The sequence below is a fragment of the Caulobacter sp. GW821-FHT10A06 genome (assembly GCF_059415805.1).
Genome location: NZ_JBWKNY010000006.1, coordinates 327,841 through 348,917 on the forward strand (window position 1 = coordinate 327,841; position 21,077 = coordinate 348,917).

The window sequence follows — 21,077 nt, forward strand, 5'->3', positions numbered from 1 at the left end:
GGGGGCGCGAAGGGCAATGTTCGCAAGCGCGAAGACGCTCAGGAGACGCCCCATGATCGTGACGACAACCAACGACCTGACCGGCTATCGCATCGTCCAGCACCTGGGGATGGTGCGCGGCGTCACGGTCCGCTCGCGCAGCGTGATCGGCAATATCGGCGGCGCGGTGCAGTCGATCTTCGGCGGCAACATCACGATCTACACCAAGCTGGCCGAGACGGCCCGGCAGGAGGCCTATGACCTCTTGGTGCAGCACGCCCAGGAGGTCGGCGCCAACGCCATCCTGGCCATGCGCTACGACGCCAACGAGATCATGGAGGGCATCACCGAGGTGCTGGCCTATGGGACCGCCGTACGGGTCGAGGCGGAGTAGGTGGCGGCGTTCGTCGCGCTGCCGCGCTCGATCAACACCGGCAAGCGCAAGGTGCTGAAAGAGGACCTGCTGGGCATCGCCGAAGATCTGCGTTTCAAGACCGCCAAGACCTATCTGGCCAGCGGCAACCTGCTGCTGTGGGGCGACCACAAGGGCGGCGAGGCGCTGGAGGCGCAGCTCGAGGACGCGCTCGAAAAGCGCATGGGCCTGCGCACCGACTTCATGGTCCGTTCGCCAGCGGACCTGCGGCGGATCGTCGACGGCAATCCGTTCAAGGCTGAAGCGCAGGACCATCCCAGCCACGTGATCGTCAACTTCCTGAAGGCCCCGCTGCCGGACGGCGACGAAGAGATCCTGCGGGCGGCCAACACCGGGCCGGAGCGCTTCGTGGTCGCGGAGCGCGAGCTCTATCTGGATTTCCCGATCAGCATGGCCGACTCGCTGTTGGATCGAGACTGGAAGAAGACCGAGCGCAATCCGGTCGGCACCACGCGCAACTGGAACACCGTGCTGAAGCTTGCCGAGATGCTGGAAGCCTGAGGACCCTCGGGGGAGGAACGATGTCGAACACTAAGTCCACGGGCGGCCAGCGCATCGTGTCGCTGGATCTGCTGCGCGGCCTGGCCGTCGCCGGCATGATCCTGGTCGACAGCCCCGGCTCGTGGTCCAAGGTCTATCCGCCACTGGAGCACGCCGCCTGGCACGGCTTTACGGCCGCGGACCTGGTGTTCCCGACCTTCCTGTTCTGCGCCGGCATGGCGGTGGGGCTGATGGTCCCGCGCATGACGGTCGAGGACCGCGCCGGTTCGGCCTTCTGGCTGAAGGTCGCCAAGCGGACCGGGCTGCTGATCCTGCTGGGCCTGGTGATCAACCTGCTGGGCGGCCATTTCGACCTGCCGAACCTGCGCCTGCCGGGCATCCTGCAACGGATCGGTGTCTGCTACGCGCTGGGCACCGCGATTTGCGTGCTGGCGGCTAGGCGCGGGGAGGGCGGCAAGTTGGTCTTCAACATGGCCGCCACGTTTGGCGCGGCCGTGGTCCTGCTGGCGATCTACTGGCTGCTGGTGGCGTTTGTGCCGGTTCCTGGCTTCGGCGCCGGACACCTGGATTCCTACAAGTCTCTGCCGGCCTTCCTGGATCGGGTCGTGTTCACGATCCCGCACCTGTGGCGGGGCGCGACGACTGAGGGGCTGGGCGTCACCTATGACCCCGAAGGCCTGCTCTCGACCCTGCCGGCTGTCGTCAACGTGCTGATGGGCGCTGTGGCGGCGCGGGTGATGATGCGCGGCTTGGCGCAGGGCCAGCGCGGCCTCATGCCGGTGCTGATCCTGGGCGTCGCTCTGGTCGTCATCGGCCTGGCGCTGAACCCCGTCATGCCGATCAACAAGAAGATCTGGACGCCCAGCTTCGCGATCTTCACCAGCGGCCTCTCAACCGTGATCCTGGCCGGCTTCGAGATGGTGGCGCGGTCGCGGAGCCGCCTGGGCTTCGACTACGTGCTGAAGGTGCTGGGCGGGAACGCGATCCTGGCCTTCATCCTGTGCCAGCTGCTGGGTATCTTCAGCGACCTGAAGATCGTGCCAGGGGCCAACCCCTCGCCGCAGGGCTTCGGCAACGCCCTGGCCCTGAGCGTGCTGCCCGACCCTTATCAGGCTTCCCTTGCCTGCGCGGTTCTGGTTCTTGCCTTCATCACCGCGATCCTGATCCCCCTGCACAAGCGCGGGATCCACCTGAGGCTCTGATTTGCTCGAAGACGACTGGACCCATCACGGCAAGGTCCGCGCCCGCGAGGCCGGGGGCGAGCTGACCATCGTGGTCGACGGCCTGACCACCCAGGGCAAGTACTACAAGCCGCTGATCTACGAGTTCTTCCGCAAATCCTGGCGCGGCTCGCGCCCGGCCTGGGGCGAGTTCAGCGTCGAGATCGGCATGGAATATGTCGGCGAGCCGCCGTGGATGGACCTGGACAACCTGGCCAAGGCCCTGCTGGACGCCATCAAGGGCTATGCCTTCCACGACGACGCCCAGGTCGCCCGGCTGCTGGTCGAGCGACGGCCGGGCGAGCGCGAGCGGATCGTCATCCAGGTGCGGAAGCTGACCTCAAACCTTATGCGGCGCACGCTCGAAGAGTGAGGCGGCGACGGCCACGTAGGTCACCGCCAGGAACGCGCCGTAGCGGCCGATGCTGGCTGGATCGCTGGTGGGCATGATCTCGGCGTAGCGCGCGATCAGCAGCGCGCCGGCGACCAGGCCGGGCGTCGAGAACAACAGCATCGGGAACAACCGGCGGCGGCGCGGCGTGTGCGTCAGCCGCGCCACCGCCTGGAAGGCGAACGTGACCGTTGCAGCGGCCGCGAACGCGTTGAGTGCGTAAAACCAGAAGGCGCTCTCCAGGAGGCCCCCTCCGAAAGCGGCGTAAAACAGGGTGGCCGCCGACCAGGCCGCCAGTCCCGTTCCCCCAAACGCCAAACCGTCCAGTTTTGACACGTCGCGTCTCCCTCGCTCGTCTCCCAGAACAGAGTTCTGCAAGGCGGGCGCCGCGAACGGAGCCTAGCGATGGATCGTGACGGGACGCGTCTCTTAGCGGCCCCAGGGCACCAGATAGCCCCAGGCGCCCAGCAGCACGCCCAGCAGCACGAACAGCAGGGCGGTGAAGGTGAAGGCCACCTTGCGGCCGCTGCTCCAGCTGTCGACGCGACGGCCGCCGCGCCAGACCATTGGCAGGACGCCCAGGGTCAGCAGGCTGAGCACCGAGGCCACCAGGGCGCAGGCCGAGCCGCTGAGCAGCCAGCCCGAGGGCCAGCCGAAGAAGACATTGGTCTGGTCGGCGGCCTTGACCGAGAACACGCCCATGCAGCCGGCCGAGATCAGCCACAGCACCGCCTGCATGGTCTGCATCTGGCTGGCGCGCGCCTGGACCGGGGTCTGGCGAGCCTCGCGGCGGTTGCGGAACGTCACGCCCAGGATTGTTGCGATAGAGGCGAAGCCGGCGATCACAGCGGTCCAGCCCAGCAGGCCGGCCGAGCGAAAGAAGCCGACCCGCTCATAGGTCGACCAGCCGCGGGCGGCGTAGAAGCGCGAGGGACGGTCGCCATTGGCGTCGAACACCAGGGTCAGGGCGCTGTCGACGGCCTTGAACACGCCGGGCTTGTCGGTGCCGTTGAACAGGGTGCTGACGCCGCCGTCGGTGATGGCCAGGCGGCCTTCGGGCGTGGCGCGGACACTGGCGCGGCCGACGATACGGTTGGTGAAGCCCTCCAGCCCGCCATAGGCGCGGCGGGTGGTCAGATAGTCACCCTCATAGGCGCGGGCCTGGTCGTAGCTGATGGCGCTGTCCGCCGGCACGGCCGGGGCAGGAGCGTAGAAGTGCTCGATGATCGTCGAGGGCAGGCTGGCGGGCAGGTTCACGCCGCTGTCGGTGTTGACCGAGACGAAGATGCCCAGGCCCAGGTCGGGCACGATCACCAGGTTCGAGTGGAAATACAGCGTCGCGCCAGCGTGGCCGTAGCCGCGACGATTGCCTGGCAGAGCCATGTCCTGGAAGCCGGCGTTCCAGCCGGCTGCTTCCGGGGCGGGGCGGTACATCGGCGTGCGGAAGGCCAGGGCGGTCTTGGGCGAGAACACGGTCTTGCCGTCGATCGTCCCGCCGTTCAGCAGCAGGGTCATGTAGCGCGCCATATCGCCAGCCGTGCTGGACGCCGAGGCGGCCGGGGCGACCTGGCCCATGAACTCGCGCGGCTGGGTCTTCCAGCCCATCTGGGTCCACGAGAAGCCGTCCGACAGCTCGGCCGCCAGGGCCTCGTTCATCGGGGCGGGCAGGCGGTCGTTCCACGGGCGGGCCTCGCGGAAGGTCGTGTGGCTCATGCCGGCCGGCAGGATGATCTCTTCACTGACCAACTGCTCGAAGGGCTTGCCCGTCACATTGACCAGGGCGGCGCCGGCCAGGGCCGCGCCATAGTTGGAATAGCTGGGCAGCAGGCCGGGCTCGCGCACCCGGTTCGGGCGCTCCTGACGCAGATAGTCGTTCAGCGGGCGCACGCGGTTGGGGTCACGCTCGAACAGCTGGCCCAGCGAGCGGTCCTCGAAGCCCGCCGTGTGGGTCATCAGGTCCTTCAGGCGCACGGGCGTCTTCTTGCCCTGGTCCTTCACCTGCAGCGGTTGGGGCAGGTAGACATTGACCGGGCCGTCCAGGCGCATGCGGCCGGCCTCGATCTCGTTCATCAGGGCGATCCAGGTGAACGTCTTCGAGATCGAGGCGACGCGGAACAGGGTCTTGTCCGGATCGACCGGGCGGCGCTGGCCGAGGTTGGCGAAGCCGTAGCCCTTCTTCAGCACCACCTGGCCGTTCTGGACCACCGAGATGGTCGCGCCAGCGATGTGGTCGCGACTCATGGCGCGACGGACGACGCCGTCGACGAAGGCTTCCAACTCGGGGCCGGGCAGAGGGGCGTGAGCGGTCTGGACCGGCGGCGGGACGGCGGCCGGCGTAGCCGCCGGCGCTGCCGGAGCAGCGGCGGGACGCGCGGCGGTGACAGCAGCGGCGGTGGCAGCCGCGGCCGCCACGGGACGCGGGCGCACGCGGCGCGGACGCAGGCTGTTATAGGGGCGCGGCGCAGCATTCAGGACGGGTTCGGACGGCGCGGCAGGCGGCGGCGAAGCGTCCTGCGCCAGCGCCTCCGATCCGGACAAGGACCAAAGGGCAATGAAGGCCGCCGAAAAGGCGGCCGCGAGCGAAACGCGCGACGTCAACGATGTCCCCTAGGTCGAAGCAGAAACTTCCAAGACTTGGTGTAACGCGCTGATCGCTGGGGTCAAACCCGATCACCGGTCACGGTGTCTTCGATTTGCTTCGGTTGAAGGCGTAGAGCGGCAGCATCGGGCGCAGGGCGGGACCGATCCACATCTGAGGCTCGGAGGCGGGCTCGGCCCCGGTCTCCTTCTCGCGGCGGGCGACGCAGGCCTGCACGCCCGCGCCCAGGGCCGCGAAGTCGCGGGCGCCGGGGGCGCTGGCGAGGAAGCAGTCGTCGAAATACGGGTACTTGTCGTCCTCGCCGCAGCCGAACGAGGCCCGGTCGGGGCGGGCGGCGGTCAGGATCAGCCGATCGCCCTTCTGCAGCGGCGGGATGAACACGCCCGAAAAACAGGCGGAGATCACCACCACGCTGGGGCGTCCGGGGCAGGCGTCGTCCAGCATGGCCGCCAGCAGATGCGGGCGCAGCATCTGCTCGCCCAGAATCACGCCCTCGGGACTGCCGTGCGTGCTGATGTAGAACAGGCACCCGGCCTTGGCGGTCTCGGCCTTGAACCGCAGGGCGTCGTAGATCGTCCGCGCGTCCGACTTGCCCGGCGAGTCGGTGGGGTAACGTTGTGGGCGTACCGAGAACTGCTGGACGGCGTCCTTCTCGAAACCCAGCTCGACCAGCGCCTTGGAGACATCGCGGCGGGCGTTGTCGAACGCCTCGGTCGGGCCGCCGGAATGGGCGTGGAAATCGCCGGCCACCACCACGGCCGTCCAGTTCGAGAACGGGCCGGCGGCGCGGGCGGGCTGCATCGGCGCGAAGAGCAAAGCCAGAAGTCCGATGACCGCCGCCGCTCTCCGCATGAGCCCGCCCCCTTACTTCTTCTTGAAGTTGGCGAAGGGCGTCGGGATCGCCGTGCCGGTCGACTTGGCCAACAGCCGGCCTTCGCCGTCGTAGAGCTCGCCCTCCATGAAGCAGACCGTACGGCCCCACTTCACCACCCGGCCGACGCCGCGCAGGGCGCCGGGCATGGCCGGGCGCAGGAAGCTGGTCTTCATCTCGAGCGTGGGCACAACGTGGGTCATGCCCGAGGTGATCATGCCAGCGACAGACATGCACTCGTCCAGCATGGCGCAGACGAAACCGCCCTGGATCTGCCCCATCGGGTTGCACAGAAGCTCGGCGCGCGCCGTGAAACCGACCTCGACCTCACGATCGGCCTGGCGCACGGCCAGCAGTTCGAAGCCCAGGGTCTGGGATCCGGTCGGCTGGCTCTTGGATGCGCGGAAGCGCGCGAGGATCGCCTCGTCCGTCAGGGTCTGCGGAGCGTCCGAGGCGACATCGCTCATGGCTTACGGGCGCTCACTTCTTCCGGAACTGGTCCAGGGAGACGATCTTGGGGCCCTCTTCGCCGGTCGGGACGGGCGCTTCGGCCTCGGGTTCCGGCTCGGGCTCGTCCTCAATGACGTCGGGGGCGGTGAACTGCAGGGCGAACTGCACCGACGGGTCATAGAAGCGCGTCAGGGCCGCATAAGGCACCGACAGGCGCTTGGGCTGGCCGCCGAACTTCAGCGTGACCGAGAAGAAGGTCTCGCCCGGCGCCAGGTCCCAATATTGGTGCTGCAGGACGATGGTCATCTCGTCCGGGTACTTGCCCAGCAGGTCCTGAGGACCCGAGACGCCGGCCGCCTTGGTCTTGAAGGTGATGTACAGGTGGTGCGGCTCGGGCAGGCCACCGGGCGCGGCGGCCTTCTTCAGGGCCGCCTTGACCACGCCGCGCAGGGCGTCCTGGGCCATGGCCTCGTACTGCATGAGGTCTTCGGGCGGTTCGGTCTGGGACATGCGCTGGGTGGGTACTTCGAACTGGAAACGAGATTCCGAACGTAACCTGTCAGCGGCCTCGCGCAAAGCGGGTGGCTATCGATTCCGGCGGAGCGCAATCGATGTCATTCACAGCGATGTGAGGAAAGTGGAGGGATTCTGTTGGCAGGCTCCCGCATCCCCTCTTGAAGAAAGAGGAGGGAGCCTCGGCAATGCAGTGAAGTGGAGGGATTCTGTTGGCAGGCTCCCTCCGGGCCCCGCCTAGGGATCTGAACCCCTAGGACTTAAGAGGCGAATTCACCTGCACCGCATTACGCGGCGACGGCGAACTCTTCAGCGAAGTTATCGTTCGCATTTAGAAAAATGACCCGGAACGGTGGATCAAGCCGAGAGAAAGCATACACCTTTACACGTCTGTCGATGCTGATCGGCCCCATGCAGTCCCATGATAACTTGGGAGAGATTGGTGGAGCCGCCGGGAATCGCACCCGGGTCCAGTCCGCTTATTACGTGCGCGTTTATCCCCATAGTCCGACCGAGGTCGGACAGTTCCAATATAGGGGGTTCGTCCCCCCAAGGGAAGGGCGCGGCCTAAGCTGTCCCCAGGCTTAGGCGGCCATCCACCAGCGTGCCGCTGATGACGGCGCCGCGATCCTCGAACAGTTTCAAGGTCTCGCCGACCAGGACATAGACCCCGGTGAAGACGTCGGCGAAGTCGTCGCGGGTCTCGATGAAGCGGCCGTCGGCGCGCAGCTCCAGCGAGATGTGGCCGTCGGGCGAGGTCCAGACGCCGGCGACCGGGATGTGGGGAACGATGGCGGACATCATTGTCATGGGGCGATCCTCCAGGCGGTGGCGGCAGGGGCGGGCGTAGCAGTGGGGAGCGCGGCGGTGGCGGCCGTCAGCGCTGCCGTCCCGCCCAGTAGGGCGGCGACGAACCAGCGCGGAGCCGTCACGCCGCGTCGGGGCGTGTAGCGTCTCATCGCAGAGCTCTGATTTTGGGGTTGGCCGCATCGGGAAGCGGAACGAGGCCACTATGGGGCGCCGGGTCGTCCAGCCGGTAGATCGATGCTCCGGCATGATTGCACATTTCTCCGGAAGCGAACGGCGTCGCGTGACGGAGGATCGTGCAAGGCGTACAAATAGCCTCGTTCCAACAAGAGAAAAGCCATGAGCACGCGCGAGGCGCTGGCCGCCCTGATTGAACGATTCGCGCCGGAAGAAGGCCCGGTCGAAACCTGCTGCCCCAGGGTCAACCTGTACCGGCTGCACGCGCCCAGCGAGCCGTCGCACGCCCTGCATGACCCGTCCTTCTGCGTGCTGGCCCAGGGCCGCAAGCAGGTGTTGGTCGGCGATGTCGCCCACGAATATGACGAGCGGAACTTCTTCCTGTCGTCGATCGACGTACCGGTGACCGGCCGGGTGATCGAGGCCTCGCCAGAGCAGCCCTATCTCAGCTTCCGCATCGTGCTGGACGCCAACCTGATCAGCGAGATGATCATGGAGGCGGGCCTGGCCGCACGGCTGGACGCCGCCGCGCCGCTGGTCGGCGGCATGTCGGCGGGGGCGATGACGCCGCAGCTGTTCGACGCCGTCTGCCGGATGGTGCGCCTGCTGGACACGCCCGACGACGTGGCGATCATGGCCCCGCTGATCGAGCGCGAGATCCTCTATCGCCTGCTGACCGGCCCGCAGGGCCCGCGCCTGGCCCAGATCGCCCGCCGCGACGGCCGCCTGCGTCAGGTCAATCGCGCCATCGGCTGGATCAAGCGCAACTTCGACCAGCCGTTCAGCATCGACGCCGTGGCCGACGAGGCCCGGATGAGCGCCTCGGCCCTGCACCAGCACTTCAAGGCGGTGACCTCGCTGTCGCCGCTGCAGTATCAGAAGCAGATCCGCCTGCAGGAGGCGCGGCGGCTGATCCTGATCCAGCGCCTGGATGCGGCCACCGCCGGCCATACGGTTGGCTATGACAGTCCCTCGCAGTTCAGCCGCGAATACGCCCGGCTGTTCGGCGCGCCGCCGTTGCGAGACGTGGCGCGCCTGCGTGAACAGCCCGAGCAGATGGCCGGGGCCTGAGGCCTAGGGCAGATCCGCCCAGGGCATGTTGAGCTTCTTATTGTATTGGCCCCACACGCCGATCGTCCTGGCCTTGGTGTCGACGTCGATCTTGTAGACGTAGCGATCGCCGGAAAGGATGGTGCTCTTCAGAACATGGGCTTTCCCGTCATAGGTGACGACGCCATAGGCGTTGCGGTTGTCCAGGAAGCTGAACACCCAAGTCTGGTAGCCGTGATAGTTGATGACCGGGCAGGTCGTGCTGTCGGGACCGCCAGCGCTTTTGGTGCAAGTGACCTTCATGCCTTCCGGCGGCTTTGGCGCGAAGTGGACCGGCACGCTTTCGATCCACGGCTGCGGCGTTTCCGGCAGGTCGGACCAGGCGATGTCGATCCGCCTGTCGTATTGGCCCCATACGCCGACCGTCTTGGCGTTGCGATCGACTTCCATCTTGTAGACGTAGCGGTCACCGTTGCGCGTGACGTTCTTCACCACCTTGCCGGAAGCGTCATAGGTGACGAAGCCATAGGCCTCGCGGTTGTCCAGGAAGCTGAAGGCCCATGTGGTGAAGCCTTCGTACTTGATCACCGGACAGGTCGTGGTTTCGGGGCCGCCGCCCCTTCCGCAAGTGACCTTCAGACCCTCCGGCACGGCCGGCGGCTTATTGGCCGGCACGAGGGCGATTTGTGGTGTCGCCTGGGCCAGGGCGGCCGTGGTCGCTCCGAGGGCGGCGATCAAGGCGATCGTGAACACGTAAGCGGTGCGAGTTGTCATGGCGTCCCTCCCAGGATCGTTGTGGGGAGAAGCGATAACAGAGTTATCGAAATAAAGCTGTGAGTTGTGTCACATCGCTATTCTAGCGATGGCTGTTCCGCTTCCGTGTCCGGCGCGATCGGCACGGCGGGCGGCTGCGCACGGTTCGACTCCCCGGCCTTGAGCACGCCGCCGCCTGCGATCAGGTCGTCATAGGCCCGCTGCTGCCGTGAGAAGTCCGCGCCTCGGGGCAGCACGGCGTCGAAGCGCGGGTCGCGGCCTGCGGCGGCGCCCAGGGCGGCGGACAGGATCGCGGCGATCGAGCCGACCTCGGCATCGTCGCAGGCGCGGCGCAGGTGGCGAGCCTGGCCGGGGACCAGCAGGGTGACGTCCCACGAGACGCCGTCGACGCACAGGGCCGACACCGCCCCGCCGCCATAGTCGACGATGACCGAGCGTGGCTGGCCCCAGGCCGGGTTGGCGGGCAGAGCCTTCAGCGGCGCGATCTGGGGTTCGGCGAGCTCGGCGTTGACGTCGACGCGGCGGCCGATCTCGGGCGTGCAGCAGCCCAGGCCCGCGCGGGCCTGGACGAAGGCGCGGCCGTCGCGGCGCAGGGTGACGCGGACCACGGCCTGGCGCACGCCGCGCGCGGGTCGGGCCCAGACCTCCAGGATCAGCTCGCCGCGCTTGAGCACCTGGCTCTGCAACGGTGGCAGGCCCCACAGGCGGTAGAGCAGGGGCTCGACGCCGTTGTCGATGGGAATGGGACGCTCGTCACGGCCGAGGCGGCGGTTGTAGAGCGGCTCGAGTTCTGACGGCGGGCGCGGGACCTCCGGCGACCACCAGGTCGCCGGGTCAGGGAAGGGCGCGGGCGGCGGCGGGGCCTGCTGGACGGTGGCGAGGGCCAGCCCCGCGATCAGTCCTGCCAAGCCGCTCATCGCCTACATCCCTTCGACGCCCCGCTCGATGGAAAGGACGCCCGTGCGGGAAAGTTCCACCAAGCCCAGCGGGCGCATCAGGTCCAGGAACTTGTCGATCTTGGACGGCGCGCCCGAGATCTCGAACACGAAGCTTTCCAGCGTGGTGTCGACCGGCTTGGCGCGGAAGATCTCGGCGATGCGCAGGGCTTCGACGCGGTCCGGGCCCGAGCCGCGCACCTTGACCAGGGCCAGCTCGCGCTCGACGCCGTTGGGATCGCGGGTCACGTCGTGCACGCGGCGGACGTTGACCACCTTGTTCAGCTGGGCCTCGATCTGCTCCAGCACCTGGCGTGTGCCGCGGGTCACCACAGTGATGCGGCTGGTGTGGGCCTTGCGATCGGTCTCGGCGACCGTGAGGCTCTCGATATTGTAGCCCCGCGCGGCGAACAGGCCGACGACGCGGTGCAGGACGCCGGGCTCGTTATCGACGAGCAGCGCGAAGGTGGCGGTCTGCTCGACCTGGCCCGTGGGGCTAAGGTCGTAGGCCGAGGCGGGAGCGGGTTGGACGTTGGCGGTCATGGATCGCTTCTATGCCAAAGGAACGGGGAAGGGCGAGGGGGCTTAGACCAACCCAGCCCCATCCTCGCCGATCACGTTCCCGATGTCCTCGACCTCGCCCATGATCATCTCGTTGTGGGCCTTGCCCGAGGGGATCATCGGCAGGCAGTTCTCGTGCTTCTCGACGCGGCAGTCGAAGATCACCGGCTTGTCGCTGTTGATCATCTCCAGGATCTTGGCGTCCAGCTCGGCCGGGTCCGAGCAGCGGATGCCGTGGGCGCCATAGGCCTCGGCCAGCTTCACGAAGTCGGGCAGGCTATCCGAATACGAGTGGCTGTAGCGCTCGCCGTGCAGCAGCTGCTGCCACTGGCGGACCATGCCCATCCATTCGTTGTTCAGGATGAAGATCTTGACCGGCAGGTCGAACTGGATCGCGGTCGACAGCTCCTGGATGCACATCTGGATCGAGGCTTCGCCGGCGATGTCGACGACCAGCGAACCAGGATGGGCCAGCTGCACGCCCAGGGCGGCGGGCAGGCCGTAGCCCATGGTGCCCAGGCCGCCCGAGGTCATCCAGCGGTTCGGCTCCTCGAAGCGGAAGAACTGCGCGGCCCACATCTGGTGCTGGCCGACTTCCGTCGTGATGTAGACGTCCTTGTCCTTGGTCAGCTCGTACAAGCGCTCGATGGCGTACTGCGGCTTGATGACCGTCTCGGAGCGCCGGTAGTTCAGGCACTGGCGGGCGCGCCACTGGTCGATCTGGGCCCACCAGTCGGTCAGGGCGGCCTTGTTGGGCTGGTGGCCGCCGGCCTTCCAGGCGGCGATCAAGTCCTCAAGGACCGAGCCGGCGTCGCCGACGATCGGCAGGTCGACGCGGACGTTCTTGTTGATCGACGAGGCGTCGATATCGATGTGGATCTTCTTGCTGCCCGGCGAGAAGGCGTCCAGGCGGCCGGTGACGCGGTCGTCGAAGCGGGCCCCGACGCAGATCATCACGTCGCAGTCGTGCATGGCGTTGTTGGCTTCGAATGTGCCGTGCATGCCCAGCATGCCCAGCCACGCCGGATCGGCGGCCGGGAAGGCGCCCAGGCCCATCAGGGTCGAGGTCACCGGCGCGCCGGTCAGGGCCTGGAACTCGCGCAGCGCTTCACTGGCCTTGGGACCCGCGTTGATGACGCCGCCGCCGGTGTAGAAGATCGGGCGGCGGGCGCCGGCGATCAGCTTGGCCGCGTCGGCGATGCGGTTGGCGTCGCCCTTGGTTTTCGGCGCATAGGCGTGGGTCGAGGCGACCTCGGTGGGGCCGTAATATTCGCCCTTGGCGAACTGGACGTCCTTGGGGATGTCGATCAGCACCGGGCCAGGACGGCCGGTGGTGGCGATCTTGAAGGCCTCGTGGATGATCTGCGGCAGGTCGCGGACGTCTTTGACCAGGTAGTTGTGCTTGGTGCACGAGCGGGTCATGCCGACGGTGTCGGCTTCCTGGAAGGCGTCGGTGCCGATCAGGTGCGTGGGGACCTGGCCGGTGATGACGACCATCGGGATCGAGTCCATCAGGGCGTCCATGATGCCGGTGATGGCGTTGGTCGCGCCGGGACCCGAGGTGACCAGCACGACACCCGGCTTGCCCGAGCTGCGAGCGTAGCCTTCGGCGGCATGGGTCGCGCCCTGCTCGTGGCGAACCAGGATGTGCTGCAGGCGCGGCTCGTGGAACAGCGCGTCATAGATCGGCAGGACCGCGCCGCCCGGATAGCCGAACAGCACCTCGACCCCTTGGTCCACGAGGCCGCGAACCACGATCTCGGCGCCGGTCATGGCGCGATCGGCGGTGTCGGCGGGAGCCTTGCTCTCGATGGTCTGGTGGGCGGTCATGGGAGGGGTCCGGTGAGGGAGGGGGCGGAAAGCTGGACTGGTGGTAGGCGGAAAAGAAAAAAGGTCCCGAAGGACCTTTGCGCGCGCGACCGAGCTACGACGTGACTTCTAGGTCACCCCGCGAACGGCCGCTCCATAAGTACGATCATGGTTTTGCGCACGAGTCTTGCTCCAAAGCTACGAAAGGGGTCATGACATGCGCCAGTCGGAGCGTCAAGGCGCGGTTTGCCGCAAGGATGTGCCTTTCCCGGGCGGTGGGTCTTACCGAAACTTCACGTGACAGGGGCAGGTTTTCCCCGCCACGGTCGCGCTCCTGAAATCGAGGAGCGTTTGAGTGTTCGGACGGCGTGAATTCTTGGCCGGAGCGGCTGCTCTGGGTCTGGTCGAAAACGCATCGGCGACGGTGCTGTCAGGGGGCGCGGCGGACAAGGCGGTCGACGCTTTCCTCCGTATCCAGCCGTTCCAGGGCGTGGTGCTGATCGGCAAGGCCGGCAAGCCGATCTACTCGCGGACCATCGGGTTCGCCGACATTGAGGCCAAGAAGCCCGCCACACTGGGCACGCCCTATGCGATCGCCTCGATCTCCAAATGGCTGACCTCGACGGCGCTGCTGAAGCTGGTCGAGGCGGGGAAGCTGGATCTGGACGCGCCGATCTCGACCTATTTGCCCGACTACCGCGCCGACACGGGCGCCAAGGTCAAGGTGCGCCACCTGCTGACCAACATCAGCGGCATCCCGAACGGCTTTGCGACCTGGACCAAGGCCAACCCCGATCCGGACCTGTTCAAGAAGAGCTTCACGACCGGGGAGGCCGTGAAGCTGTGGTGCTCGGGCGATCTGGCGTTCGAGCCGGGAACGAAGTTCGACTACGTCCTGACCAACTGGGTGATCATCACCGCGATCGTCGAGGCGGTGACCGGCAAGGCCTATGCGCAGGCGATGGCCGAGCTGCTGACCGGGCCGTTGGGCCTGACCCACACCGCGCCGGTCGATCCGGCGGACGTCGCCATCTCGTACCGGACGCTGGAGCCGCTGGTCCGCCAGGCCAATGACCGCTTCCCGTTCTTCGCGGCCAGCGGCGGTTATGTCAGCACGGCGGGCGACCTGCTGAAGGCTGCTCACGCGGTCTTCGACGGCCCGTTCCTGTCGCCGACCAGCAAGAAGGCGCTGTTGAGCGTGGGCTGGCCCGATCAGGACTACGCCCTGGGCGGTCGGGTGAAGAGCCTGTTCGCCGACGGCTTCCCGCGCGTCTTCGCCTGGGAGACCGGACGGACGGCCGGCTACCGCTCGGTGCTGGCCCATCGCTTCGACGACCAGACCACCGTCGTGCTGCTGAACAATACCAGCATCACCCAGAAGGCGATGGACGAGTTCGCCTACAGCCTGTTCGCCGTGGCCTAAGCCTCCAGCGTCTCTTTCTCGAGGGTTTGGGCCAGCTGCTCCAGCGCGAAAGCGGCGAAGGCCTGCATGTTGGCGGGGCGGTGGTCACTGCCGGTTTCGAGAGTCGCGCTGACCGAGACCTCCTCTCCGACCACGGCCGAGCAGCAATGGCCGGGCGCGTCGCCATAGCGGTTGCCGTCGGGGCCGGCCGCGCCGGTCTCCGACAGGGCCCAGTTGGCCTTCAGGTTCTTGCGGGCCACGCGGGCCAGCATGACGGCATAGGGCTCGCTGGCCGAGCGCAGGCCATCCATCGCCTTCTGCGGGATGTCCATCAGGGTCAGGCGGGCCCGCGCCGTATAGACGACCGCCCCGCCGACATAGAACTTCGACGCGCCCGGCACGGCCAGCAGCGCCGCCGATATCAGGCCGCCGGCCGAGGACTCGGCGATGGCGACGGTCTCGCCGCGAGCGATCAGGGCGGCGGCGACGCGTTCGGCGAGGGCGTTGAGGTCGGACATCGGGCTTCCTTGGTGTTGACCCCTCCATAGGCGCAAGTCGCGGGTCTGCAAACAGCGGCTATCGCCAAGATTGAGCGGGCGTGCTCATCATGGCCAAGCTCAACCTTGGAGACCTTCGTGCTGCTGCAAGACGTTCCGCCGCCACCGGCCGCGACCGCCCCCGCCGCGCCCCTGCCGCCGCAGCTGCAACGGCTGGCCCCGGTGGCGCAGAAGGCCAAGCCCCTGACCCTGGCCAAGGGCGGCCGGATCGAGAACGTGGTGGTGCGCTACCAGATCTTCCTGCGCACCATCGCCAAGCCGGGCGCGATTCCGGCGACTCCGGAGGGCGTGACCGTGTCGGCCATCCCGTGCGCCTGGGTCATCGAGTCTTACCTGCAGCGCGATCTCTGCTTCTATTCGATCTCGGGCTTCCTCGGCTGCGAGGAGGGCGCGACCAAGCCGCTGCAGGCGATCGAGAACGGCCAGACCGATCTGCCGACCGGCACGGCCTGCGAGGTCTTCGCCAAGCCGGTGACGGCGGCCGAGGATCGGGTGATCGCGACCCTGGACCGGATCAAGGACCAGATGTTCGACGAGGACTATCAGCTGGCCATCAAGCCGCGCCTTACCCGCACCGGCGTGACGATCACGGAACGCTGACCTTCTCCCAGTCCGGCGTCTGGTTGCGGAACCAGGTCAGCTGGCGCTTGGCGTAGCGGCGGGTTTCCTGCCGCGCGGCGTCCAGGGCCTGATCCAAGGTGGTCTCGCCGCGCAGGTGGGCGGCGAACTCGCGATAGCCGACGGCCTTGAGGGCGGGCAGGGAAGGGTCCAGGCCGCGCGCTTCCATGGCCCGCACCTCGTCCAGGGCGCCTTGCTCGACCATGATCGACAGCCGCGCGTCGCAGCGGGCGTAGAGGTCGGCGCGCGGCGGATCCAGCACCACGCCCTTCCAGGCGCCCGGCGCGATGGCCGGCTTGGTGTCGGTCTGCCACGACGTCAGCGACTTGCCGGTGGCGATGGCCACGGCGTGGGCGCGGACCAGGCGCTGGCGGTCGCCCACCTCGATGCGGGCCTCGGCCTCGGGGTCGAGGGGTTTCAGGATATCGCGGAATTCTTCCTCGCCTCGGGCGGCGTAGAGCAGGCCAGAGATCTCGCGCTGGGTCTCGGGCACCGGCGGCACATCGGCCAGGCCATGGGTCAGGGCGCGAAAATAGAGGCCGGTGCCGCCGACGATGATGACCGGGTTGCCGCGCGACTCGATCTCGGCCAGCGCCTTGATGGCCGCTTCCTGCCAACGACCGACCGACCAGCCGACGGCGGCGTCGACCACTTCGAACAGGTGATGCGGGGCGCGGGCGGTCTCTTCCGACGAGGGGCCAGCGGTCAGCACACGCAGGCCGGCATAGATCTGCATCGAGTCGGCATTGACGATCTCGCCGCCGATCCGCTGCGCCAAATCCAGCGCATAGGCCGACTTGCCGCTTGCGGTCGGCCCCGCGATCAGCCAGATGCGGGGCGCGATGTCCGAACTCAACACCATTCCGACCGTCCTCACCATCGTTGGGGCGAACCCCGACGCATACGCACAAGCCGTGTCGCGCGTCGAAGCCAGGCTGTCCAGCCGTCGTGAAGCGTTGGGGCCATTGGCCGCCGACTTCTTCATCGAGGGCGGCGACCTGGAGACGCTGAAGTCTGAGCTGGCGGACCTGCCGGTCGACTTCGCGATCCAACCTGTCGAAAACCGCAAGAAGCGCCTGCTGATCGCCGACATGGACTCGACGATCATCAACGTCGAGTGCCTGGACGAGCTGGCCGACTTCGCCGGGGTGAAAGAGCAGGTCTCCGAGATCACCGAGCGCGCCATGCGCGGCGAGCTGGCCTTCGAAGGCGCCCTGCGCGAGCGGGTCGGCATGCTGAAGGGCCTGGGCGTCGAGGCGCTGCAGAGCTGCTACGACCAGCGCGTTCGGCTGAACCCGGGCGCCGAGACCCTGGTCCGCACGATGGCCCAGCACGGCGCGCGCTGCGCCCTGGTCTCGGGCGGTTTCACCTTCTTCACCAGCCGGGTGGCGCAGGCGGCGGGGTTCCACCTGAACCGCGCCAACACGCTGATCGAACTGGACGGCGCCCTGACCGGCCAGGTCGGCGATCCGATCCTGGGCAAGGAAGCCAAGCTGGCGGCCCTCAACGAAGAGACGGCGGACCTGGGCGTGACCCCGGCCGACGCCCTGGCCGTGGGCGACGGCGCCAACGACCTGGCGATGATCGAGGCCGCCGGCCTGGGCGTCGCCTACCGCGCCAAGCCGATCGTGGCCGCCCAGGCGGATGCGAAAGTCGACCACACCGACCTGACCACGCTGCTCTACTTCCAGGGCTACAAGACCGAGGACTTCCACCAGTGAGCTTTCCCCGCCGGGTAGACGCCGTCGTGTTCGACATGGACGGCCTGCTGCTGGACACCGAGATCGTCTACCGCGCCGCCATGATCGAGGCGGGCCAGGTGTTCGGGGTTCAATTCACCGGCGAGACCTACGCCTCGATGGTGGGCAAGACGACGCCCGAATGTGGGGTCATGCTGCGCGAGCTGTACGGCGAGGAATTCCCGGTCCAGGCCTATTTCGAGCGGGTCTGGGCCGATGTCGAGGACCTGCTGGAGGCCGAGACCAAGCTGAAGGCCGGGGTCATCGAGATCCTGGACTATCTGGACGACCTGGGCATTCCGCGCGGCATCGCCACCTCGAACGGCATGGTCGCGGTCGAGAAGTATCTGGGGCGCTTCGACCTGCTGAGCCGCTTCAACGCGGTGGTCGCCCACCAGGACGTGACCAAGCACAAGCCCAACCCGGATCCCTATCTGCTGGCCGCCGAGCGCCTGGGCGTCGACCCGGCCCACTGCCTGGCGCTGGAAGACAGCCACCCCGGCGTCCGCGCCGCCCACGCGGCCGGCATGATGACGGTGATGGTCCCCGACATCCTCGATCCCAACGAGGAGATGCACGACAAGTGCGTCCACATCGCCGACAGCCTGCACCACGTGCTGGATCTGCTGAAGGCGCCGGTCTAGGCTCCTCCACGAGTTGAGCGGCTCGCCGAAATGGCGAGCCTGCGATGGAGGATGGCGTGCGCTTCAGGGTCCTGGTTCTCGCGCTGGCTCTGGTCCCCGCGTCCGCGCTGGCCCAGAAACCGGATCTGTCGCGCGGCGCTTTCGAGCAAGGTCACGCGAAGGCGGAGTCCTGGCATCTGCAACGCCTGGGGGCTTCGGGGCTGCAGCCTCTCAAGCGGGCGCTGCTGGCGGGCGGTGAGCGACGCCAGATCGCCTACGAAAACGCCTACGGATTTGTCGGCCCGGTCGGAATGGAATTCATGCGCCTGGCTGACGGGCGTGTGGAGATGACCGTCGCCGTGAAAGGCGCGGTGGTCGCGACGGGCCAGCTTCCGAGCACCGCGTGGAGCGACCTCATGGCCCAGGAGCAAGCGGCCGAGGACGCGTTTCCCAAGTACGAGACCTGGGTCGCGGACATGAAGCAATACGCCAAGGCGCCGCCGGCTCCGCCGCCCATCTGCCACGGCGGCGGCATGGTCGTCGGGACGTTCGACGCCAAGGGTTCCCACTATGCGCTTGCCGGCTGCGGCAGTCCGGAACTGCCTTGGCGCTATGCGACCACCTATGCGCGCATCGCGCTGTCAGTCCGGCCGCAGTGCTCGTCCGGCGGCTCCGACATCTTCTTCGATGTGGAAAGGTGCTACGCGCCGCCCAAGCCGAACTAGGCCCGACGCTTCTCGCTGTCCGAGATTTCGGCCGGCAGCTCGATCGACCACTCGCCCAGGAAGTCGACCAGCTTGTCCAGGCCCATCGGCTTGGCGATGTGGTAGCCCTGGGCCAGGTCGCAGCCCATCAGTTGCAGGACGGCCAGGCCTTCGCGGGTCTCGACGCCCTCGGCGGTGACCTTCATGCCCAGGCTGTGGGCCAGGTCGACCGTGGACTTGACCAGCAGGGCGTCCTTGCCGCCGGCCTCCAGGGTCATGACGAAGGCCTTGTCGATCTTCAGCTCGTCGGCGCGGATCTGCTTCAGATAGGCCAGGGACGATAGGCCAGAGCCATAGTCGTCGATCGACACCGGGATGCCGGCCTCGGCCAGGCGGTCCAGAACCGACAGGGCGACATCGGGATTGCCGATCACGGCCGTCTCGGTGATCTCGAAGCACAGGCGGGCGCCCGAGGCGGCGACCTGGGCGATGGCGTGCTCGGCGAAGGCGTGGTCGTCGATCAGGCGGCCTGAGACGTTGACCGACATCAGCACGTCGTGGCCGGCGCTGCGCAGGCGGGCCTGGTCCTCGATGGCCTGGCCCAGGACATAGTCGGTCAGGGCGCGGATATGGCCGGTCTCCTCGGCCATGCCGACGAACAGGTCGGGGCGGATGAAGCCGCGGGTCGGGTGGTTCCAGCGGGCCAGGGCCTCGACGCCGGTGATCCGGCCGTTGCGCAGGTCCAGCTTGGGCTGGTGGTTCAGATAGAGCTCGCCCTTGCGGACGGCTTCCAGCATCTCGCTCATCAAGGAGAGGTTCGCGGCCGGGTCGCCATAGGCGACGGGGTCGAACACCATCAGCTTCTTGTGGGCGGCGCGGGCCTGGTCCAGGGCGATCAGGGCGCGTTCGATCAGGCGGCCGGCGTCCGCGCCATCGGCCTGCGTGGCGGCGAGGCCGTGGGTGATGTGGACGTCGACCGGTTCCCCGCCGATCAGGATCGGAGCCTCCAGGCCGGCCAGCAGGCCGTCCGCGCGGCTCAGCACGTTATCCAGGTCCTTGGTGGCCGAGACGGTGCAGAGGATCGAGGTCGTCAGGCGGCCGACCATCACGCCAGGAACGGTCTCGGTGACGCGGCGGCCCAGCTTGGCGACCAGCTTGGTGGCCAGCTCGTAACCGATGGCGGCGCGCACCTGCGGGAAGCGGTCGAAACCGATGGCGCTGATCACCACCTGCTCGCCGGGCTCGAGGTCGGCCAGGCGCATCTGGATGGCGCGCTCCAGGGCGCGGCGGTTGGGCAGGCCGGTCTCGCCGTCGTGCAGCGCCTGGCGGATCATCTCCGCTTCGCGCTCGCGGATCTCGGAGGCCATCTGGTTGAAGCTTTGAGCCAGGCGGCCGATTTCGTCCTGGGTGGTGACCTCGACGCTGACGTCCTGGCCGTCGCGCAGGCGGCTGGCGGCGACGTCCAAGGCGGTGATGGGCTTGGCCAGGCCCCGCGACAGCGCCCAGCTGGCGGCGGCGACCAGGGCCGCGCCGATCAGGCCGACGGCGAGCACCGCGGCCATCAGCGGCTGGTAGGGCGCCATGGCCTGGGCGACGGGATAACGCAGCACGAGGGCCGCGCCGGAGGTCTTGTCCAGGGTGCGGATCGGCTTGACCAGCACCAGGCTGTCGGCGCCGCCGCGCAGCAGGGCCGGGGCGCGCAGCTTGTCATGCATGGCCTTGGCCACGAAGGCGGCCAGCGGCTTGTTGGCGGGGCCGGTGTCGGCCGAGACCCACTGGTCGCCGCGCTGGTCGAAGACTTGGGCGTCCAGGCCGATGGCCGACAGCGTCTCCAGGGCCTGCATCTCGGGCTCGTCCAGCTTGGCGGCGAAGACGATCCAGCCGGTCAGGGTCGGCGACAGGATGGGGGCCGAAATCAGCTGGTAGGGCTTGCCGTCGATGGCGAAGACGCCTTGCGCGCCGTCCTCGGCGTCCAGGGCGCTCCATAGCTTCTCGATGTTCAGGCGGGCCGGATCGACGCCGACCACCTCGCCGTCGACGCCGACGGTGAAGGCCAGGTCCAGGCCCAGGCGCTGGCGCAGGTTGGCGACGGCCGACTCCACGGTCGGACGGTCATGGGTGGCGACGGCGGCGCGGAAGCCGAAGTCGCGCGACAAGAGTTCGGCGCCGTCGTGCAGGCGCTGGGTGCGCAGGGCCCAGATGCGGTCGAACACCGTGCCCGACGCGGCCATCTCTTCGCGCACCGCCCGCTGGGCGTTCTTGGCGATCGCCACATAGACCGTCACGGCCACCAGGCTAAGCGCCAGGGCGAACAGCCCGGCGTAGAGGACGGTGAGCTTGGTCTGTAGGCGCTTGAACATTGGC

The 21,077-nt window shown here is 67.8% G+C and carries 25 protein-coding genes and 1 other RNA gene; 10 read left to right on the forward strand and 16 right to left on the reverse strand.

Annotated features, from left to right (window positions below; genetic code table 11):
- Positions 1-52 precede the first annotated feature (52 nt).
- From AC07NF_RS19625 to AC07NF_RS19640, 4 genes are read left to right on the forward strand one after another with little or no spacing between them, the layout of a single operon-like run.
- Complete coding sequence (locus tag AC07NF_RS19625; RefSeq protein WP_494630122.1) at positions 53-373, forward strand: YbjQ family protein; 321 nt, start codon at positions 53-55, stop codon at positions 371-373.
- Positions 374-913: a DUF1697 domain-containing protein gene (locus AC07NF_RS19630; protein ID WP_494630124.1), complete on the forward strand. Its 540-nt coding sequence runs from the start codon at positions 374-376 to the stop codon at positions 911-913.
- A gap of 20 nt (positions 914-933) precedes the next feature.
- Positions 934-2,115: an acyltransferase family protein gene (locus AC07NF_RS19635; RefSeq protein ID WP_494630127.1), complete on the forward strand. Its 1,182-nt coding sequence runs from the start codon at positions 934-936 to the stop codon at positions 2,113-2,115.
- Between the two features lies 1 nt (position 2,116).
- Positions 2,117-2,506 (forward strand): RusA family crossover junction endodeoxyribonuclease, encoded by a 390-nt coding sequence (locus tag AC07NF_RS19640; RefSeq protein WP_494630132.1) that lies wholly within the window; start codon positions 2,117-2,119, stop codon positions 2,504-2,506.
- Here the strand turns inward: AC07NF_RS19640 and AC07NF_RS19645 are convergent.
- The 8 genes from AC07NF_RS19645 to AC07NF_RS19680 all read right to left on the reverse strand — a co-directional run bounded on the left by AC07NF_RS19645 (position 2,474) and on the right by AC07NF_RS19680 (position 7,916).
- Complete coding sequence (locus AC07NF_RS19645) at positions 2,474-2,860, reverse strand: hypothetical protein (RefSeq protein WP_291870179.1); 387 nt, start codon at positions 2,858-2,860, stop codon at positions 2,474-2,476. The two genes, AC07NF_RS19640 and AC07NF_RS19645, sit on opposite strands and share 33 nt — an antisense overlap.
- 93 nt (positions 2,861-2,953) lie before the next feature.
- On the reverse strand, positions 2,954-5,122 hold the full coding sequence (locus tag AC07NF_RS19650) for a serine hydrolase domain-containing protein (RefSeq protein WP_494630138.1): 2,169 nt from the start codon (positions 5,120-5,122) through the stop codon (positions 2,954-2,956).
- 79 nt (positions 5,123-5,201) lie between these two features.
- Complete coding sequence (locus AC07NF_RS19655; protein ID WP_494630141.1) at positions 5,202-5,975, reverse strand: C13 family peptidase; 774 nt, start codon at positions 5,973-5,975, stop codon at positions 5,202-5,204.
- A 12-nt stretch (positions 5,976-5,987) separates the two neighbouring features.
- The gene (locus tag AC07NF_RS19660) at positions 5,988-6,461 is read right to left on the reverse strand and encodes a PaaI family thioesterase (protein ID WP_494630144.1); all 474 of its coding nucleotides are present in this window, start codon (positions 6,459-6,461) and stop codon (positions 5,988-5,990) included.
- A 13-nt stretch (positions 6,462-6,474) separates the two neighbouring features.
- Positions 6,475-6,954: an SspB family protein gene (locus AC07NF_RS19665; protein WP_494630147.1), complete on the reverse strand. Its 480-nt coding sequence runs from the start codon at positions 6,952-6,954 to the stop codon at positions 6,475-6,477.
- A gap of 200 nt (positions 6,955-7,154) precedes the next feature.
- Positions 7,155-7,519, reverse strand: a transfer-messenger RNA (tmRNA) gene (ssrA, locus tag AC07NF_RS19670).
- Positions 7,520-7,524: 5 nt separating this feature from the next.
- Positions 7,525-7,767 carry an Atu4866 domain-containing protein gene (locus AC07NF_RS19675; RefSeq protein WP_492817186.1) on the reverse strand — a complete coding sequence of 81 codons (243 nt, stop codon included), beginning with the start codon at positions 7,765-7,767 and terminating at the stop codon, positions 7,525-7,527.
- Positions 7,764-7,916 carry a hypothetical protein gene (locus AC07NF_RS19680; RefSeq protein ID WP_492817188.1) on the reverse strand — a complete coding sequence of 51 codons (153 nt, stop codon included), beginning with the start codon at positions 7,914-7,916 and terminating at the stop codon, positions 7,764-7,766. Before AC07NF_RS19680 ends, AC07NF_RS19675 begins: the two co-directional genes overlap by 4 nt.
- Before the next feature lie 187 nt (positions 7,917-8,103).
- Here AC07NF_RS19680 and AC07NF_RS19685 point away from each other — a divergent pair, with 187 nt between their 5' ends.
- Positions 8,104-9,012, forward strand: a complete 909-nt coding sequence (locus tag AC07NF_RS19685) for an AraC family transcriptional regulator (protein WP_494630153.1) — start codon at positions 8,104-8,106, stop codon at positions 9,010-9,012.
- Positions 9,013-9,015: 3 nt separating this feature from the next.
- Here the strand turns inward: AC07NF_RS19685 and AC07NF_RS19690 are convergent, their stop codons facing one another.
- The 5 genes from AC07NF_RS19690 to AC07NF_RS19710 form a co-directional block, all read right to left on the reverse strand.
- Positions 9,016-9,765 carry a hypothetical protein gene (locus tag AC07NF_RS19690; RefSeq protein WP_492817192.1) on the reverse strand — a complete coding sequence of 250 codons (750 nt, stop codon included), beginning with the start codon at positions 9,763-9,765 and terminating at the stop codon, positions 9,016-9,018.
- A 77-nt stretch (positions 9,766-9,842) separates the two neighbouring features.
- Positions 9,843-10,682, reverse strand: a complete 840-nt coding sequence (locus tag AC07NF_RS19695; protein ID WP_494630158.1) for a hypothetical protein — start codon at positions 10,680-10,682, stop codon at positions 9,843-9,845.
- Between the two features lie 3 nt (positions 10,683-10,685).
- Positions 10,686-11,243 carry an acetolactate synthase small subunit gene (gene ilvN / locus AC07NF_RS19700; RefSeq protein WP_454759230.1) on the reverse strand — a complete coding sequence of 186 codons (558 nt, stop codon included), beginning with the start codon at positions 11,241-11,243 and terminating at the stop codon, positions 10,686-10,688.
- A 42-nt stretch (positions 11,244-11,285) separates the two neighbouring features.
- Entirely contained in the window at positions 11,286-13,091 is a 1,806-nt protein-coding gene (locus tag AC07NF_RS19705; RefSeq protein ID WP_494630163.1) for an acetolactate synthase 3 large subunit, read from the reverse strand.
- A 113-nt stretch (positions 13,092-13,204) separates the two neighbouring features.
- Positions 13,205-13,252 (reverse strand): hypothetical protein, encoded by a 48-nt coding sequence (locus tag AC07NF_RS19710; protein WP_024265762.1) that lies wholly within the window; start codon positions 13,250-13,252, stop codon positions 13,205-13,207.
- A gap of 173 nt (positions 13,253-13,425) precedes the next feature.
- On the opposite strand from AC07NF_RS19710, the gene AC07NF_RS19715 reads away from it, so the two are divergent.
- The gene (locus AC07NF_RS19715; RefSeq protein WP_494630166.1) at positions 13,426-14,493 is read left to right on the forward strand and encodes a serine hydrolase domain-containing protein; all 1,068 of its coding nucleotides are present in this window, start codon (positions 13,426-13,428) and stop codon (positions 14,491-14,493) included.
- Here AC07NF_RS19715 and AC07NF_RS19720 read toward each other — a convergent pair.
- The gene (locus AC07NF_RS19720) at positions 14,490-14,990 is read right to left on the reverse strand and encodes a CinA family protein (protein WP_494630169.1); all 501 of its coding nucleotides are present in this window, start codon (positions 14,988-14,990) and stop codon (positions 14,490-14,492) included. The two genes, AC07NF_RS19715 and AC07NF_RS19720, sit on opposite strands and share 4 nt — an antisense overlap.
- A gap of 117 nt (positions 14,991-15,107) precedes the next feature.
- Between AC07NF_RS19720 and AC07NF_RS19725 the strand changes: the two genes are divergently transcribed.
- The gene (locus tag AC07NF_RS19725; RefSeq protein ID WP_494630172.1) at positions 15,108-15,629 is read left to right on the forward strand and encodes a hypothetical protein; all 522 of its coding nucleotides are present in this window, start codon (positions 15,108-15,110) and stop codon (positions 15,627-15,629) included.
- Here AC07NF_RS19725 and miaA read toward each other — a convergent pair.
- On the reverse strand, positions 15,616-16,509 hold the full coding sequence (gene miaA / locus AC07NF_RS19730; RefSeq protein WP_494630174.1) for a tRNA (adenosine(37)-N6)-dimethylallyltransferase MiaA: 894 nt from the start codon (positions 16,507-16,509) through the stop codon (positions 15,616-15,618). The genes AC07NF_RS19725 and miaA overlap by 14 nt on opposite strands.
- On the opposite strand from miaA, the gene serB reads away from it, so the two are divergent.
- The 3 genes from serB to AC07NF_RS19745 are packed head-to-tail and all read left to right on the forward strand — an operon-like array spanning position 16,490 to position 18,734.
- Complete coding sequence (gene serB, locus AC07NF_RS19735) at positions 16,490-17,368, forward strand: phosphoserine phosphatase SerB (RefSeq protein WP_494630176.1); 879 nt, start codon at positions 16,490-16,492, stop codon at positions 17,366-17,368. The genes miaA and serB overlap by 20 nt on opposite strands.
- Positions 17,365-18,030, forward strand: a complete 666-nt coding sequence (locus AC07NF_RS19740) for an HAD family hydrolase (RefSeq protein ID WP_494630179.1) — start codon at positions 17,365-17,367, stop codon at positions 18,028-18,030. Before serB ends, AC07NF_RS19740 begins: the two co-directional genes overlap by 4 nt.
- 44 nt (positions 18,031-18,074) lie before the next feature.
- A complete protein-coding gene (locus tag AC07NF_RS19745) occupies positions 18,075-18,734 on the forward strand; it encodes a hypothetical protein (RefSeq protein WP_494630184.1) in 660 nt (219 codons plus the stop codon).
- Here the strand turns inward: AC07NF_RS19745 and AC07NF_RS19750 are convergent.
- Positions 18,731-21,073: a putative bifunctional diguanylate cyclase/phosphodiesterase gene (locus tag AC07NF_RS19750; RefSeq protein WP_494630189.1), complete on the reverse strand. Its 2,343-nt coding sequence runs from the start codon at positions 21,071-21,073 to the stop codon at positions 18,731-18,733. The two genes, AC07NF_RS19745 and AC07NF_RS19750, sit on opposite strands and share 4 nt — an antisense overlap.
- Positions 21,074-21,077: the final 4 nt, after the last annotated feature.

What these genes read in the sequence shown, in the direction of transcription:
- AC07NF_RS19625 (WP_494630122.1), top strand. Translation starts at nt 53, where the DNA reads ATGATCGTGACGACAACCAACGACCTGACCGGCTATCGCATCGTCCAG.
- AC07NF_RS19635 (WP_494630127.1), top strand. Translation starts at nt 934, where the DNA reads ATGTCGAACACTAAGTCCACGGGCGGCCAGCGCATCGTGTCGCTGGAT.
- AC07NF_RS19655 (WP_494630141.1), bottom strand. Translation starts at nt 5,975, where the DNA reads ATGCGGAGAGCGGCGGCGGTCATCGGACTTCTGGCTTTGCTCTTCGCG.
- AC07NF_RS19660 (WP_494630144.1), bottom strand. Translation starts at nt 6,461, where the DNA reads ATGAGCGATGTCGCCTCGGACGCTCCGCAGACCCTGACGGACGAGGCG.
- AC07NF_RS19665 (WP_494630147.1), bottom strand. Translation starts at nt 6,954, where the DNA reads ATGTCCCAGACCGAACCGCCCGAAGACCTCATGCAGTACGAGGCCATG.
- AC07NF_RS19675 (WP_492817186.1), bottom strand. Translation starts at nt 7,767, where the DNA reads ATGACAATGATGTCCGCCATCGTTCCCCACATCCCGGTCGCCGGCGTC.
- AC07NF_RS19680 (WP_492817188.1), bottom strand. Translation starts at nt 7,916, where the DNA reads ATGAGACGCTACACGCCCCGACGCGGCGTGACGGCTCCGCGCTGGTTC.
- AC07NF_RS19685 (WP_494630153.1), top strand. Translation starts at nt 8,104, where the DNA reads ATGAGCACGCGCGAGGCGCTGGCCGCCCTGATTGAACGATTCGCGCCG.
- AC07NF_RS19690 (WP_492817192.1), bottom strand. Translation starts at nt 9,765, where the DNA reads ATGACAACTCGCACCGCTTACGTGTTCACGATCGCCTTGATCGCCGCC.
- AC07NF_RS19695 (WP_494630158.1), bottom strand. Translation starts at nt 10,682, where the DNA reads ATGAGCGGCTTGGCAGGACTGATCGCGGGGCTGGCCCTCGCCACCGTC.
- ilvN (WP_454759230.1), bottom strand. Translation starts at nt 11,243, where the DNA reads ATGACCGCCAACGTCCAACCCGCTCCCGCCTCGGCCTACGACCTTAGC.
- AC07NF_RS19705 (WP_494630163.1), bottom strand. Translation starts at nt 13,091, where the DNA reads ATGACCGCCCACCAGACCATCGAGAGCAAGGCTCCCGCCGACACCGCC.
- AC07NF_RS19720 (WP_494630169.1), bottom strand. Translation starts at nt 14,990, where the DNA reads ATGTCCGACCTCAACGCCCTCGCCGAACGCGTCGCCGCCGCCCTGATC.
- serB (WP_494630176.1), top strand. Translation starts at nt 16,490, where the DNA reads ATGTCCGAACTCAACACCATTCCGACCGTCCTCACCATCGTTGGGGCG.
- miaA (WP_494630174.1), bottom strand. Translation starts at nt 16,509, where the DNA reads ATGGTGTTGAGTTCGGACATCGCGCCCCGCATCTGGCTGATCGCGGGG.
- AC07NF_RS19745 (WP_494630184.1), top strand. Translation starts at nt 18,075, where the DNA reads ATGGAGGATGGCGTGCGCTTCAGGGTCCTGGTTCTCGCGCTGGCTCTG.
- AC07NF_RS19750 (WP_494630189.1), bottom strand. Translation starts at nt 21,073, where the DNA reads ATGTTCAAGCGCCTACAGACCAAGCTCACCGTCCTCTACGCCGGGCTG.